The 16,896-nt window shown below is 27.5% G+C and carries 15 protein-coding genes; all 15 read right to left on the reverse strand.

Features of this window, described 5'->3' with window-relative positions; translation table 11 throughout:
- Window positions 1–77: 77 nt before the first annotated feature.
- The 15 genes from I2490_RS08790 to I2490_RS08860 all read right to left on the reverse strand — a co-directional run bounded on the left by I2490_RS08790 (window position 78) and on the right by I2490_RS08860 (window position 16,810).
- Window positions 78–260, reverse strand: coding sequence for a hypothetical protein (locus I2490_RS08790; RefSeq protein WP_206459325.1), 183 nt, complete (start codon window positions 258–260; stop codon window positions 78–80).
- Window positions 261–273: 13 nt separating this feature from the next.
- Window positions 274–654 (reverse strand): hypothetical protein, encoded by a 381-nt coding sequence (locus tag I2490_RS08795; protein ID WP_206459326.1) that lies wholly within the window; start codon window positions 652–654, stop codon window positions 274–276.
- A 5-nt stretch (window positions 655–659) separates the two neighbouring features.
- Window positions 660–1,586, reverse strand: coding sequence for a hypothetical protein (locus I2490_RS08800; RefSeq protein ID WP_206459327.1), 927 nt, complete (start codon window positions 1,584–1,586; stop codon window positions 660–662).
- Window positions 1,586–3,844, reverse strand: coding sequence for an AAA family ATPase (locus I2490_RS08805; protein WP_206459328.1), 2,259 nt, complete (start codon window positions 3,842–3,844; stop codon window positions 1,586–1,588). Before I2490_RS08805 ends, I2490_RS08800 begins: the two co-directional genes overlap by 1 nt.
- A 12-nt stretch (window positions 3,845–3,856) precedes the next feature.
- Window positions 3,857–8,590 carry a PHP domain-containing protein gene (locus tag I2490_RS08810; protein WP_206459329.1) on the reverse strand — a complete coding sequence of 1,578 codons (4,734 nt, stop codon included), beginning with the start codon at window positions 8,588–8,590 and terminating at the stop codon, window positions 3,857–3,859.
- Between the two features lie 3 nt (window positions 8,591–8,593).
- Window positions 8,594–9,772, reverse strand: a complete 1,179-nt coding sequence (locus I2490_RS08815; protein ID WP_206459330.1) for a PD-(D/E)XK nuclease family protein — start codon at window positions 9,770–9,772, stop codon at window positions 8,594–8,596.
- Window positions 9,745–10,713, reverse strand: coding sequence for a DNA primase (locus tag I2490_RS08820; RefSeq protein WP_245157125.1), 969 nt, complete (start codon window positions 10,711–10,713; stop codon window positions 9,745–9,747). Before I2490_RS08820 ends, I2490_RS08815 begins: the two co-directional genes overlap by 28 nt.
- Before the next feature lie 141 nt (window positions 10,714–10,854).
- Complete coding sequence (locus tag I2490_RS08825) at window positions 10,855–12,357, reverse strand: helicase (RefSeq protein ID WP_206459331.1); 1,503 nt, start codon at window positions 12,355–12,357, stop codon at window positions 10,855–10,857.
- A 13-nt stretch (window positions 12,358–12,370) separates the two neighbouring features.
- Window positions 12,371–12,832, reverse strand: coding sequence for a hypothetical protein (locus I2490_RS08830; protein ID WP_206459332.1), 462 nt, complete (start codon window positions 12,830–12,832; stop codon window positions 12,371–12,373).
- Window positions 12,833–12,897: 65 nt separating this feature from the next.
- Window positions 12,898–13,884 carry an AAA family ATPase gene (locus I2490_RS08835; RefSeq protein ID WP_206459333.1) on the reverse strand — a complete coding sequence of 329 codons (987 nt, stop codon included), beginning with the start codon at window positions 13,882–13,884 and terminating at the stop codon, window positions 12,898–12,900.
- A 21-nt stretch (window positions 13,885–13,905) separates the two neighbouring features.
- Window positions 13,906–15,105 carry a hypothetical protein gene (locus I2490_RS08840; protein ID WP_206459334.1) on the reverse strand — a complete coding sequence of 400 codons (1,200 nt, stop codon included), beginning with the start codon at window positions 15,103–15,105 and terminating at the stop codon, window positions 13,906–13,908.
- Between the two features lie 229 nt (window positions 15,106–15,334).
- The gene (locus tag I2490_RS08845) at window positions 15,335–15,580 is read right to left on the reverse strand and encodes a hypothetical protein (protein WP_206459335.1); all 246 of its coding nucleotides are present in this window, start codon (window positions 15,578–15,580) and stop codon (window positions 15,335–15,337) included.
- A gap of 5 nt (window positions 15,581–15,585) precedes the next feature.
- Window positions 15,586–15,894 (reverse strand): hypothetical protein, encoded by a 309-nt coding sequence (locus I2490_RS08850; protein WP_206459336.1) that lies wholly within the window; start codon window positions 15,892–15,894, stop codon window positions 15,586–15,588.
- A gap of 21 nt (window positions 15,895–15,915) precedes the next feature.
- Window positions 15,916–16,170: a hypothetical protein gene (locus I2490_RS08855; protein WP_206459337.1), complete on the reverse strand. Its 255-nt coding sequence runs from the start codon at window positions 16,168–16,170 to the stop codon at window positions 15,916–15,918.
- 22 nt (window positions 16,171–16,192) lie between these two features.
- A complete protein-coding gene (locus I2490_RS08860) occupies window positions 16,193–16,810 on the reverse strand; it encodes a hypothetical protein (protein WP_206459338.1) in 618 nt (205 codons plus the stop codon).
- Window positions 16,811–16,896 lie beyond the last annotated feature (86 nt).

Raw genomic sequence — 16,896 nt, forward strand, 5'->3', positions numbered from 1 at the left:
ATAATGATTACCTCGTTCTTTGCGGTGTTTTTCTCTTTCATAATATAATTCATCCTTACTTTTGATGTAAATAAAAGTCATCCCTTTCCGTAAATTTTATTGATTATTGTAGCAGCTTCAGTATGTGATAATCCATAATTCATATTTTTTCTATGGCATGTTTCACATTTTCTTGCTGAAATTTGATGAACACATGTATTACAATAAATGCTTGATAATTTGTTTGCTAAATAATGAATCGCTTCTGATTTCGCCATCATATAAAATACCCCACTAGCTGTAGCTTACTTCTTTACCTATCTCTCTTAGTCTTACAAATTTTGCAAATTGCAGACTTTTTTGTTTTGTCTTTTTGTTTTTACTTTCTTCTTTATATTCAACTTCAACAATTCTTCCAATTAGCTCATCTTTTTTATTCCAAAATTCCTCTCTAGTTTTATCATTATATTTTTCACCTAATGCTAATTTATTACCATGATAATCTACTATTAATGAACCTAATCTCCCCTTATTTCTACCTTCTCCTTCTTTATATCCTATAATCTTTAAATCGATTGTATAAAATAATTTTACCTTTAGTATTCCACTATGTTTCTTACATTTGTAATAGTCGTCCTTATTTACAATGCATCCCTCTTTGTCTTCTTTTACCATCTTATTTAAATATCTATCATTGTTTGGTCTGTGCCACTGTAGAAATGTTCAACCACGGCTATATTGGCTATATTTAAATCATCTATTCTGCACCTTAATTTATTTAAAAATTCCAATCGTTTTCTATATATTTCTTTACTTTTACCGCTTTTAAATTCCGATGCTGGGAATATATCAAATACAACAAGATTCATCATTCTTTTATCTTCATTATCAGATTTTGAAATTCCATTGCCTATTCTAAAATTTTCATTGTCAGATACATTATCAACATTGTCTCTAATTAGTTCTCCATCAATAAACATATCCTCTAACTCTAAAGTTTTTATATCATTTAAAATATGTTCTAATCCATTAAAAGGATTTCCTTGTCTACTAATTAATTTACCATTATAATAAGACGCTCTATTTCCATTTAATTTTTGTGACAAAGAGAACCATGTGCCGTCTTTTAATGGCTTTTCTTTTATAGAATATGCTCGTTGAACATCCCATGTAGGTATGAATCCTTTGCCATAAACCTTATTTACTGTTTTCGCATCAATCCCTAATTTGATTGACTTTGTTAGGATGGATTTAATGAATTCTTGCATGTCTTTATCAAAGTTTGTAAAGTACATTTCACAAACTGATATATCAATATCTCTTCCAGTATTATTATCTTCTAAATATCTAAGAAGATTTAAGAATCCTTCTGTTTTATTTTGGTGTGAACCTAGATTAAGTAGACTCGAATAATCAATGTTTGGGATGACACCAATGTTTTTATTAATTTTCTTTTTACTTAATCCAGTTACTATGTAAGAGTTGAGTAGGAAATAAATAACCTTCTTAAAAGTTTCATTTTCTTGCTGTTCTCTAAGAATATTTTCCTTATCTTTTCTTCCTGAAGCTTGTTGCAGCTTCATAAAAATTTGTTTTAGATTCTCCATTAACTCTCCTTTACTCCGTTTTTTAAAAGCGTCTCAAGCATTGTGTTTCTATCAAAATTTTCTTTCTTTTTTAGTGCAGTATTAATAGTTTTGATATCGCCTAAATGAAAACATTTTTCTGTCGCTCTACTTGCACCAACATATAATAAATTGGAATTAAGCATGTATGTGTGAGCCTTTGGCGTTACTAATATAACTACTTTAAATTGTCCCCCTTGTGATTTATGGGTTGAAATAGAATATGCTAATCGAATATTTGACAAATTATTTTTCTTGCAATAAATTAATACGTTATCGTAATCTATTACAATTGCATTTTTTTCAATTTTAATTATTTTACCGATTTCACCATTAGCGATAAATGTAGTATCGTCTTCATTAATAAATTCTTGATTATATTTAATTGCCTTATAATCATTATTAATATTTATTACAATATCATTTATTCTAAATTCTGTTTCACCGAATTTAATATATGATTCAGGATTTTTATTAACTGCATTTTGCGTTGATTTATTAATCTTCACTGTCCCATATTCGCCCTTGTTATAGCATGATAATACTGCAATTTCGTCTAGTTTATATCCTTGTGATAATATTTTTTTATAAACACTAACGGTATAATCTACAATTTTATCTTGTGTAATTGGCATAAATGCATATGATTTATCTTTCCCGAATACCTGTAGCCCTTTTTTGTTCTTATCAAGATATTCTTTTTGCATTCGTATATCCGTAGCAACTGTCATTAACCCACCTTCGCCGTATCTGAATATTTTATCAAGAGTAACAGTAGGTATTAAATTGCAATGTAATAAATCATATAATACGTTCCCTGCACCAACTGAAGGTATTTGTGCATCGTCACCGATTATCAGTAATTTTGTTCTTGAAAAATCAATCGCTTCTAATAATCTTTTAAACAAGAAAACATCTATCATTGAAGACTCGTCTACTATTACAACATCGTATGGTAATGGATTATCTTCATTATAAAACCAATTTGATGGTGGCATATATCCCAATCCCCTATGAATTGTGCTTGCATGTCTTTTGGCGTATCCAGCCAAGACTTTGGACGCCCTTCCTGTCGGTGCTAATAATAGAAGGCTTTTATTATAATCTTTTAACATATTAATTAATGCTTTACTTGATGAAGATTTGCCACTACCGCCAAATCCATTTAAGATTACAATATTATAATTACAAATATATTCTGATGTTTTACATTGATTTTCTGTAAGTTCAAAATCGTCTAATTTATTGTATTTCTTGTAATCACAATTCCATTGAGTATTTATACTCAACCCTTTTAGTATTTTTTCAGCTATATATTTTTCTGTTTCATATGTATCAAGTTTACAAACCCTTAATGTGTTTATATCAAAATATATATTATTATTTTTTGATTTTATAATAGACAGAAAATGATGTATTGCATCCTTAGTAAGTATTTCACATTCATTTTTTAATTCTTTTATATTTATAAATGTATTTCCATTATTTTCATTTTCGTCTAATATATAATCTACACAGGCTTTCATTCTTTGATAAGATGTTTTTAAATCAAAATTAAAGTATAATATTGGTTTTTTGCCTTGTTTAATATTTTTTTTAGATTCTTTATCAATTCGTAATAATAATTCATCGGCTGTTTTAAATCCTATTCTGCTTAATCCACATAAGCAATCGTAAGGCTTATCTCTAATTACTTCTCTTACTTTTTCAATAGATGGATATTTTTCATAAAGTTTCTTTAAGATTGAAATGCTAAATAGTCCTTGAAATTCTTCAACTAAATCGGCTAATTTGAAATTTTCTATTACCTTATTTTTTATAACATTAAACGTGTATTCTTTTATTCCTTTTGTTTTTGACAAATCGATATCATTTAATTTATCCTTTATAATTCTGTCTACGATATCAGGATACACACTTAACAATGTGTTGGCTTGATTTACAGTTAAAATTTCATATAAAAAATTTCTTTGTGCAGAAAGTGTGGTTGGTTTTTCTCTTTTTATATTGATTGCCTTATATCCAATTCCATTATTATCAGCTACTTCTAAACCTTTTACTAAATATTCAACACCTAAATTAAGCTCTTGAATATTCCCTTTGATTGTGGCTGTTCCATATTTTGTAATTTTTACATCTGGATATTCAAGAGAATTTACTAAAACACCATATATTTTAAAATCATCGCTAGAATATACGCACCTATCAATAGTACATTTGAATTCTAATATTTTATCCATTTTATCACCACCTTAATAAACCTCCCATAATGCCACAATCTGTTCTATTTCGTTTGTTTTAGTCCACTTGCCATTTATCATTTTCATCTTATTTTTTTCTTTAAATTCTTTTATATTGATTACATTTCCATCTTTAAAAGGATTTTCAATAAATCTTTTACCTTGTGTAATCTTAGTTTTTAAAGTTTCACCTATTCTTAAATTATACAATGTTAAATACGGCTTACTTTTATCTTTGTAGAACTTTGTTTCAACTACATAATACATATCTTTAGGTGCTTTCGGATTAATGTATATAATGTACTCCAAATAATTGATTTCATACTTAATTTGCTCTTTAATTGATAGTGGCTTGTTTTCGATATCTTTACATAATTCATTAATCAATCCCATATTATCAATTTCTTTATATAAAGCTTTGGTTTCTTTATTTGAATACCTACCAATAACATCTTCACTTAGATTTAATTTATCAAGTTTTGATTTATTAATTTGTCTACAGTGTCTAAAATCATCATATATACCGATAATATTTAATAGGTATTTATTTTTACCAAATACACTGAAGAAATTTAATATAGTTAAAATCTTCAACTGTCTTGCATCAACCGATGTTTTACTATGAATATCATCTAATAATTCAATAAATGATTTATATGTATTATTATTTGCTAAATCCAATAATTCATTTGCTATTATAGCATTACAATATTTAATAGAACGAATTCCTTTATATATAGTATTATTATCTTTATCAATTGTATAATCAGATAAAGATTTTCCGAATTGTATCGGTTTTATTTTTATATTATATTGTTTTGCTAATTCAATGCCGTTATTTGTATCCTCTTTATTTTCTGCTCTGTTTAGATATGCTGCTATAAATTCAATTGGGTAATACGTTCTTAATGCCACACATTCATACCCGTTCATTGAATATGCTGTAGAATGGTTATATCCAAATTGATACTCACTAGAATCGCTAATTATTTGAACAAATTGTTTGGCTTCTTCTTCCGCAATATTTCTTTCTTTTGGTGAATGGTTACAATAACCTTTTAATATTTTAGGTAATTGCTCTTTTAAACCATCCATATCTTTTTTTCCTATACAGTTATGAACAATTAAATTATTAGCTATGTAGTTATGATTATTTTTAACTTCTATATCAAAAACATTATTTTCACCTAAAAACTTAATCGATTTAACTCTAACTGGTAAGTATTCTGCAAATAACAACCTATATGTATATGGGCAATATAAATGTTGAATTATATTTTTAGCCTTAATATCACTAATTCCAAACTCATTTTTATGGACTTCTAAATCAGATGTATTATACCTATCTCCAATTTTATATCCAACTGAACGTAAACTCGTATTTGTTTTTTTACTCATACTTAAAATTTCTTTTTTACATTCATTAGGTAACAAATAATTAAACTTAGATAAATTATTTTTAGCATTATTAATTATAGTTGAAAATTCATTATATTTTTTTCCAATTATATATGGTAAAATTTTATTCTGAAAATTCATCAGGGAATTTACCTGCCTAATATATAGTCTATATGAATAATAATTATAATCCGAAATAAATTGTTTATCTATGTATGAATAAATATTATGTTTCAATAACAATGATTTAATTTGTAATGCCAACATTTCACTTGTAGTATAATATTCAATCATAGATTGCGAAAAATTATATCCTCCGTCAGTATTAAATAATCCAGCAAGTAAATTTGATAATTTACTTCCTTTTGGATATAACATAATTTCATCTGGTAAATGTTTGTTGTCTGCCTTTTGTCTCAAATTATATTTATCTAATAAGTTAATAACTGATTTTTTATAGTTGTCACTTTTTATATAAATACTATAAATAAAGTCTACATCTACTCCGTTTTGTGTATTCGTATAAAATTTACATAAGTTTTTATTACGTAATCTTTTGTTTACACAGTCTTTAAATTTATTAATTAAAATCAATTCTGAATTAGTAAAATGTAAATTACTATCTTTGCCTATAGTTCCATCACCCATCAACATACCAATCAAAAACATATCTGTTTCACTAAGTCTATTAGACGGCTTTAAATTGTCCGTCTGAGGATTAATAGATTTAGGTGTCATAATAAAATCATTTGTAGTAAGTTCTTTAATTTGAACCCACCCTCTTTGTGTCAACATTTTATGATTATCGGTTGCATTTATAATATATCCATGTTGTGTTTCTACGCTATAAGTCTGTTTAAAACCATTATTGAATACATTCACAACAGATTGTGGTTCTGATATATTATTTTGATTATAACTTTGAACTATATCTCCTACCTTAATATCTTTAATTTTTTTATAATCCCCGTTACCCATCATTATTAAAGTATTCTCATCTACACATCTTCTCGTAGTATCAGCAGACGAACCACTAAAATCACATATATCAGTCAAAAATTTAATTGTGTCTTCTTGGAATATCAAAAATCCTCTATTATCTTTTAATAATTCATCAATTTCCTTAGACGGATTGTTATTAAACTCCCCAGCAATTAATCTATCTCTATATGATTTTCCAGATGGTCGTAATGCTGCATTTACCATCGACATATGATTAATTGTTGTAGGCTTAAAATCTTTAAGTAACGAAAATGCATAATCCCCTTCAAATTGAAATACTCCTTGTTGCGATGTAATCATGTTATTCCAAATATTTCTATCGTTCCAATTTACATCATAAGATTTTGGATATGGTATGCCAGCATATTTACATGCATCTTTAATTATGCCTACAGTTTTCAATCCTAAAATATCAAATTTAACATAGTTTAAGGAATCAACTGATTTCATAGCACATGTTGACACAGGAGTATTTAAATCTCCGTCCCTATAAAACAAACCTATATTATCAGCTAAAGTTACTGGTGAACCAATAATACCACTAGGATGAACCCCTTTTGCCACAATAGTCCCTTTTAATCCATCTAAATAATAAAATAAATCTTGATTTTCTTTAATTAAATTATCGTATTCATGTTTTAGTTTATCTGCTTTATTTTTAATATTTTGTTGGTTAATTCTTGATATATATATATTATGATTATCAAAAGTAATTGTAGACGAGTCTAATATTTTATCCTCTATTAAATCTTCAATATTTACTTCTTCTTGAATAATTTTTCCATAAGATAAATATAACTCTTCGAATTTATTTTTAATCTCTTTTACCTTATCTAAATCTTTATACCCAAGACCACCAGCCAATACATCTATACAGCCCCTATCTTGCAATGTACTAAACGCAGCTATGTATGCTGTTTTTTGTGGAGTAAATCTATCTATAATATATTTGTAGACTTTTTCTCTATCTTCGGATGCAAAATCAATATCTATATCGCCAAGACTAACTCTATCTTCATTACAAAATCTTGAAAATACGGTATTCCATAACAAAGGGTCAACATCTGTTATGTTTGTAATATAGGCAATTGTACTACCACATACGCTACCTCTACCTGTTCCTCGTGGGATGTCATTTTCTTCACACCAATTTACTAATTCAGACATAAACATCATAAAGCTTTCCATACCCAATTTACACATAACTTTAAACTCTTCTGCAATTTTCAAATAATATTTTTTTATAGATTCTGAATCTGGTGTTTTTAATGCAGTTTTGTATACATCTTCACTTATCGGATTTTCATCTATTGGTAATCCACTCTTTAAATAATTTTCATAAGTTAAAATGATTTTACTTGATAGATTTAATGCACCAGATTTGCGTTTTTTATTGAATTCAGTACAAATTAATTCTTTCCATTGTTCTCTAACATTATCACCATATAATGTTGGATATTTAAATGATTTATCTAATTCAAATTCTTCAACCATATTTGCTAGAATATTTGTATTTTCTATCGCTTCTAAATAGATTTTTTCATCCAATGCGTTTTGTATTTTAAACGCTTCAACTAATTCATCATATGTCTTCCACGTTAAATCAAATTCATCTTCTTCACCATAAAAATTATCTTTGTAAATCTGATATATTTTTCTACATTCTGCTTTGTATTGACTTGAAGAATGCGTATCAGTCCCAGCTATCAATGGAATATTTTTCTCTTTTGATATTTTAAAAAGATATTTATTATATTCAATTTGTGATTTATAATTATGATATTGAACCTCAAGAAAACATCTATGACGATTTTTATGCAACCAATTAATTAGTTTATCTAATGCAAATCTAAATTCTTCATCATTGTTTATATTCCATCTGTTTAAAGGCGAAGCCAAGCAAGCAGTAGTCACAATTATATTATCACTTGTGTTCATAAGTTCCTCTAGTGATATACGTGGATTATAATACATATGTCTATCACTATTATCTTCCATTACCCCTTTAGAACTTGCTATTGATATTAGATTATTAAGTTCTAAAACTCCATTAAAATTTTTTGCATATAATCCAATATGACTACCTCTATCATCGTCTTCCAATCTTCTGCATAAATACAATTCAATTCCGTGTATGTATTTAATTCCAGCTTTATCACAATCTTGCTTCTTTTTAATCCAATCATATATTCCACCATGATTTGAGAATGCTATGGCTTTCATCCCTTGTTTTTTAGCAAGTTTTATATATTCTTTATATTTTGTGCATGAATCCGCATATCCATTACAATTACTTGTATCATCATGGCAATGATGAACCGTGTAATATTTTATATTAATCACCACCTATTATAAATCATTTAGGAATTCCAATAAATCATTTTCATTATTATTATCTTCTGTATCTTTTTGAATTTCGTCATCTACGAATAATTCTTTTTCTTTTAAATAAGCATCATATGGTTTATGTAGTTTCCTACTGTATCCACATAAGGTACTTAAATAAAATTCATTTTCTTGTGTTACTTCCTGCCAAAATATATTTTCGTCTTTGGTTTTTTCATACTCTTTAGTTTTTTCTTCTATTTCCTTAATAGTAGATGTAAATTCATCTTTTAATTCATTTATTCTTTCTTCTGATAAAGAAACTTCCACATAACAATCTGATATCACAAACTTATCTTTTATTTCTTCTGGTAGTGAAGAAATGTCATTTTTTAATACAATATTTTCTATATGTTTTTCAATTTCATTTTCTTCATAACCTTCTTTTTTTAACCACATCTTTACAGTATTAATTAAACTTTCGCCTAGAATATGACGCTCAATTTGTCTTTCTTTCCATTTACCATTGGCTTGCAGATATTTCACAGAAACATATTTAAGGAAATTCCATCTACAAATAATATCTTCCAGTGGAATTTTCAATGCCTGCCTAATACCTTCAGCATATATTACTAATTGACCACATTCTTTTTCTACTTTTTTACCTTTATAAATTGTAGATGTTTTCCAATCTGTTATGACTACCTTGTTTTTTTCATTCCCGTTATTATCTTTGTATTTTTCAATATGTAAAAAATCAATATATCCTTGTAATATTATTCCATTTATATTAATTACAATGAAGTGTTCAATTTTATTTTTAAAAGGGATAATTTGATGATTTTCAAAAAAATGCCGTAAACAATTTTTGTATTTATTTGCAATCTTTTCATTTTTTTCATTATCATTTCTATTGTATTTTAATTCTGCTAAATTCATAGTGAGTAAATAATCTTCGTATTGTGATAACATATCTTTATATTCTATTTTTTTATTATAGAAATCTTCAATAATTTGATGTGTATATCCACCAGAAACAGCGTATATACCATTTGTTCTATCTTCTTTTAAATGGAGTATATATTTTAAAAAATATTCATATGTATCTGTTTTATATGTATTGTATTTACTCCAAGACCATAATGTATTTACTCCAAACTTCTTTTTAATCTTTTCTAATTCTTCTTTTGTTTTTCTTGCCAATCTTTATACAACTTCCTCTCATTAGCATCATATTTTACCTTATGCTTCAACATAAAACGATATTTTTTATCTTCTAAATCTGCTGGGCTATCTTTGCTTCCTTTAGTTATTAATCCCCATATATCATACATATAGTAAATATTTCTAATTGGATAAAATTTATCACATTCTTTTCTTATATGATTAATATCGATTCCTTCATCAAAACATAGAATAATACCTACATTTAAACTTAATAATATTTTTACTTGCTCACCAGTTATTTCACAATTTCCTATTGATGTACCTGTACCATCTTTTCTCGAATATCTTTTTAAAACCGACTTCTGTGATTCAAATACTACAACATATCCAGTTTCTTGTATTGTTTTATAATTTTCATTTAAGCCATAAATATTATTACCTTTTGGATATGTATCTGATAGTTTGAAATACTTTGGTATATCTAATAGTTCATAATTTTCAATGGTGGTACGTCCACCAATTCCAATATATTCATTATCATCGCCATCCCATTTCCTCTCTGGGATTACTATTCTTTTTCTGTCATAAGAATATCCAATATTAAATCTTTCACAAGCAAACGGCATTATACCTTCACGAACCCAATTAATATGCGGAAGCTTTATATATTCTTTCAAACAACTATTGTCATATACAGGAATATCTTTATTAACTATGTATTTATGTCTTTTCACCTTTTTAAATATTTGCAATGGGTCTTTTTTTTCAATATCTTCTTTTAATTTTTTTGTTTTAAATTCATATTTTAGACCTAGTATTTTATGAATAAATTTATTCGCCTTACCAAATGAAATATTCTTAATTTCCATTACAAGTGTAAATATATCACCCAAAACACTACCATTTTCAGTTCTAATAGCAACTGATAATGAATCTTTTTTTATACATACTGCTGTTTTATTTCTTTTTTCAGGCAAGGCGGCTCTCCATTCGGTTGCATATTCTTTTATACTATGACAATCTAATGAATGTAAAATATCCGCTATTAAATTATTTTCAACTATATACTCTTTTAAATCATTTGCATTAATTTACGTTCACCGCCTTACAAATTGTCTTCACCAATCTTGTGCTATTGTACAAATTCCTAAATCTTTATTTGTATTAGTGCTTAAATCGTATTCACTGATAATTTGAAATGCATCTGTTGCACCAAATCTGTTTTTCGGTATAAATGTAATCATATAATGCTTATCACGTTTTAATTTAAATGGTATTTTTGTTTTACCATTTTTACCTTCAAACCTATATCCTATAATCTCACGTTTGTCACCTTCAAATTCATCATCAAATGGTCTACGCATCATAAGATTTACGCTCATAACATCCACTATACTTTTACCAAGTCCAATTTCGTTGTTAGTCAAATATCGCATTTTAATACTTGCTTTACCCAACTGATATGTAACAAATAAACCTACATTTTTTACTGATGGTTTTACTACGTCGTATAGTGCAACCATATCCCTTGTCATTGATTTATATATTTCGTCTGTCTTAGAATCACAACTCTCCTTTAATGTATCTAGTACAAAATATTTAACACCTAAACTTGAATATTTTTTTATTAATTTAATTACTATTTTCGCTGAATAATGCTCTAAAGGAATTATAGTAATATTTCTTTTTTCTTTCTTTTCCTCAAGCCAGTCTGCACATTTGCGTAATAGTTGTAACGTCTCTGGTTCAAAATTACCGTCACGAAGAATATATTTATGTAATTCATTTTTAAAGATATTATTTGCTACCCATATAAGAAGTTCTCTTTGTATTTTTGTTTGGTCTTCTTCATTTATAAAAAAGACAACTTTTTCATCATATTTAATAATTGATGGTATAATATAGTTTATCGCTGTTGTAGATTTACCAATTCCAGAATTAGCACCCAAACCATATATATTCCCCTGACAATTAAAACCACCTATTTCACGATTTAAAATATCACAATTGTGAAACGGCATACCAACACTAATGCCATTGTTTAAATTGTCAATATACTCATGGAGTCCTTCACAACCGTTGTAACTTTCAACAGTATTGTTAGCATTGATAAAAATATGATTTAGCATTGCTTCATATTGTGAATAGACATCGTCAATTTGCATATCGGCAAAATCGCTTAGTTTATCAAATACGGGGAATTTATTTTTCAATAAAAGTAATACAGTATTCCATTTATTGAACTCATTTATATAACCATTTATATTATCAATAACTACATATTCTTTAGTTTTATCTATAGTGTCATATCCACCATACTCATCATATTTTTGTTTAAGTTTAGAATGTTTTTCTAAATATAAACCAACTGTAATATCATCAAGACTGGACTTCTTTTCTTTAATTATAATATCGTAAGCAATTTGCCAGTATACCCTCCATGTGTTTTCTGAAAAATCTTCAAGTTTTAATTGATAATCGTACATCAAATCTGGCTGTTTATAAAAAATTGATACAATATTGGCTTCACACGCTAATTTATATTCTTTAACTTTCTTTGCTGCTTTTAATAATTCTTCTTCATATGGAGTTAATTTTTTATTTTGTTTGGTCTTTGCCAAAAAATCTCCCCTTTTACCATAGTTCTTTTAATCTATCATTTTCTGCTTTTGTTTTCTTTTTATAATCTGCACCCTTGTTATATTGATTTTCAAATGAAGATTGTATTACTCTTTCTTCACTCATTTTTGTTTGTTGTATTCTTACATAAACATCATTAATAACAGGTTCAACCATTTTGACAATTAGATTTATTTTATGTTGTTCATCTTTAATTTTTAAATAATTATTATTTAAATAATTGATAATTTTAGGTTTGCATATTTTAAATGCACACAATAATGTATAGTCGTCATAATTCGCATTTTTATTAGCATTATTGTTTGCAATATGCTGACCTTTTTTTAAGCCCTGTAATTTTAATGCTAAATATGTTGGGAATTTCATATTGTCATCATAGTTCAAAATTTCCTTTTTAACATATTCACACAATTCGTCCCATTCTTTATTTTTAGTTTTTTTGTTTATTTTACGCATACCACACCATTTGTTATATATCCCAGTGTTAAATTAATAACACCGAGATATATTTATTATTATCTTTACAATTGCAATTTTGTAAAGTCGACTAACTCTGTTATGTCTGCTAAAGAATGTAATTCTAATTTCTTAATGTCAAACTTCTTTTCTTTTAACAATGTATTAATCTTGCTAATGGCATCCATATTTTTATCGTCTTTTAGTTGCTTCATCATATCTTTCCATTCTGATACTAAAGATTCTACTTTTATAGCTTCATCACACATTGAATCGGTTGAACTTTTAATGTCTTTTTTATATGAAGTTTCATTTGTAGCCAACCCATTCATTTTATCAAAATAAGGTTTCCAAATATCATAGCAGGGGTTTTCAATAATATCACCACGTTTTGTTACGTTTGTTCTATCTTTTAAAACCTTCGCATAATAATGAGTTTCTCCATTAATTTCTTCGGTGTAAAATTCAAGAGTAGTATCATAATCAAATTTTACAGATTTATGCATATCTGGTTTAACACCAATAACGTTTTCGCCCTTTTTGTCTCTCTCATCAACTGCCTGTGCAATAGAAACGACATGAATACCTTTTGAAGATAAATCAATTTTAGCTTGCTGTAGTTTAAGATTTAAAATTTTAATTCTACCCCATGAGCGTTGACTGATATTTGCATCATCTTCGTTTCCACCTTTTCTTCTTGCTCTATTTTCTTCTACCTCCTGTGCTCCAACTTGCATTGTTCCATAAAATTTTGTTTCAGAGTCAATTGATAATGTTTCAATTTTGTCATCATATTCGCCAGCTAGAAACAAATCTAAATCGTTTTCTAATTCATCTAAATCAGATGTATTATCTACCAGTACCAAATTGTTATATGTATTACCATTATTTAATTTAATGTCTTTTCCTTCGTAGTGTGCAACACCAGTTTCGGAATCGATACACGCCACTTTTGGGAATGTAAGTGCAAAAAGTGATTTACCAGTTGAAGTATCACCAAATGCTAAAAATTTTCCACCAATCTTTGCTTCCTTTGCATTTCTAAATGCCATATATAAAAATCTCTCCTTTAATTACTCTGATAACATAGCTAATAAATCTTCATCACTTAAATCTGTTTCGTCATCTTCTGAATTTCCGTTGTCACCTCCCGATTCTAAATCAACACCTGCATCCTGTAATGCTTGTTCATAAAAATACAAATCGGATAACTTATATTTGCCTTTTTCTAAAGGGACGGTAGGCTTTCTATCTTCGCCATCACCGACATATGTAATAGATGGTCTAGTGATAACTAAACGCTTTTCTCTATTATTATTCCCTACAGCACACGCCTTTTTAGCTTCTTCTTCTGTATAAATTCCCATTTCAATTAATTCTTTAATATCGTCAGGAATATCATCGTCTGAAATTTCAATAATAGCAGCACCTTCAATAATATTCCCATCTACAGTTAATTCAAAAATATCATCCTTTTTGACAACTTTAAAAAACTTTGTTAACATTTTACTTGTAATATCTGGCTTTTCTTCATTAATTGCTAATTCAAATGCTTTCGGATATGTTACATTTTTCTTAATCACTACTTTTTCGCCATCGATTTTAGGTTTACCAACATAATCAACAACATAGGCATTAATACTCATAGTATTTTTCTCATTATCTTTTTTACCAATACTTTTAGAATCAAGAAGTAATGTTTGTGTGAAAGTAGCTTTAAAATCCTCTTCATTTTCAACTTTGGAGAGTACAATGGAAGTAATTTCCTTATTGATTGATACGTTGTCATTATATGTATTATATTTTAAATTACCTTTTACATTTAAGATTACACCATCTTCTAAGTGTTCAGAAATATATTCTACTGCATCATATGCCGATAAAAACTTTTTATAAACAGTCTTCTTCTTTACATCTTTTTCAACACCTACAGTAATAAAGCTACTATCAGAAATATTATCTAATAAACTTTCATCTAATCTGTCTTCCCAATCGATTTCAATTTGCTTACTCTTACCGTCATCATTTTTCTCGTTTTTATCATACCCATATAATGCATTGTCTTTATCTGGGAAATATCCACCCTTCATTTCTGCATATACAATATTCCCAAATCCACAATCAATACCAACATACATTTGATTATCAGTCCATCCAGAATCATATGTATTGCCTAAACTAAATGTTTTATCGGTAATTTTTACTCTTCCAATTAAATTAAAACTAGATTTGCCTTTTTTTAATGCTTTTTTAACATCTTCCTTTTTTGCCATTAAATACATTTCTCCTTTTGTTATTATAATTATCTATATATTTTTAACGATTAAAATTGAAATCAAACTCTACTTTGATTCGAATATTCAAGTCTAAAAACGTGGAAATTCCCACCTTTTTCTGCACTTTATTATACTAAAGTTTATTCAATTTTAATCGGAACATAGAAAGAACTAATATGTTAATTCTATATAAACAGGATTTCAACCCTGATTATTGACTATGTGGTTAGTCTAAAATATTCTTGACCGTATAACACTCGTCACAAACAATTTGACCGTCTGGTAATTTAATATAATCACCTTCTATGTACTCTCCACAATAGTCACATTTTAATGTTTCTTTAATTACCCCTTTGCAGTTTGGACATACTAGCGTTTCCTCTCTACATGGAACTCCAAAATATTCTAACTGCTCACCGTATTCTATTTCTGGTTCGTCAAATATTTTTCTACAGTCTAAACAAATATACATTTTTATTACCAACGGAGTCCAAATGTCGGCGGTAGTGATTTTGCAAATTCATCCAATTCCTTTAATGAGAAAGTTGCGGATACAGTGTTTGAGTGTTTTACTTGATAATCTTTAATTTGTTTAAATAATATCTGTCTTGTTTTTTCAATTTCTACTAATTCTTTACGTCTTTCTTGTTCTAACTTCTTTTTCTCATTGGCAGCTTCTTCAGCCTTTCTTTTTTCATCGCATCTTACAATGCAATCTGCCATTTCTCTTACTGTATCATATGGCGTTCCGCAAATTAAGCATCTATACTTGTCGTTATTATTCATATTATTATCTCCTATTATGTATTAAACTTCCAACAACTTTTTAAAATTAGAAATAATTCTACTGTTATTTAAACGAGTTGTCTCAAGACTACACTTTGTGTCATTTAGCTTGTTTCTATAATCTTCAATATCTTCTACAGTAGCATTAATTTCATCATTTACAATCTGCAAATTCTGGATAGTTCCTGTTACTATATCAACGGCATCAGCAGATTTTCTATTTAACTCATTTAATTTTGCTTCCTTGACCTTTAACATGTCCTTATTAATTTTCATTTAACTCTCCTTATATGTAATTTTATAGTTCTAGTAATGTATTCCACATTTCTGTTCTTGGGTTATATGTATTATATTCCACTTCTTCAAGCTTGGCTTTAATTAGTCCAATAGATGATTTATCAAATGATTGATTTAAATTGTCAATCAGGATATTAATTTTTCTTTGCTTCTGTTTAATCAATGCTCTTTCATTTCTTTTTTCTGAAAAGATTTTAAATATTTTAACCCATTTGCATACATTGATTTTCTCAGTTTGTATAAAATGTTCTATATCAGATATTTCTAAATCAACATTTGACAATTGCTTACAGAGAATCTTTCTTTGCTCTTCGCATTTTTCTACTATTGTTATAATATCATCTAAGCATTTTTCAAAATCAAAATTATCTATATTAATATTTTGATTATTATTTATTGTTATCTTTTGTTTTTCTTTAACTTTATTTATATCATCTATGTATTTTGCGACCCATTTATTTTGTTCTGTTTTTGTTAAACAATTTTTGATTACATTATTTGCTTTTAACATAGACTCATGCACATCAGCTTGACTAATAGAAGTTCTTTTTATGTATCTGCCAGTTCTATCCCTTCCTAGATAGTATTTATCATTTGTGCTGACTATAACAACATCCAATTTACTCACCTCTCTTTCTTTAGTATAATGTTATTATAGCATAACGAAAAAGAAAGTCAATATGTTTTTTAAATATTATTTATTGT

Source organism: Anaerovorax sp. IOR16 (genome assembly GCF_017168145.1).
Classification (GTDB): Bacteria; Bacillota; Clostridia; order Peptostreptococcales; family Anaerovoracaceae; genus IOR16.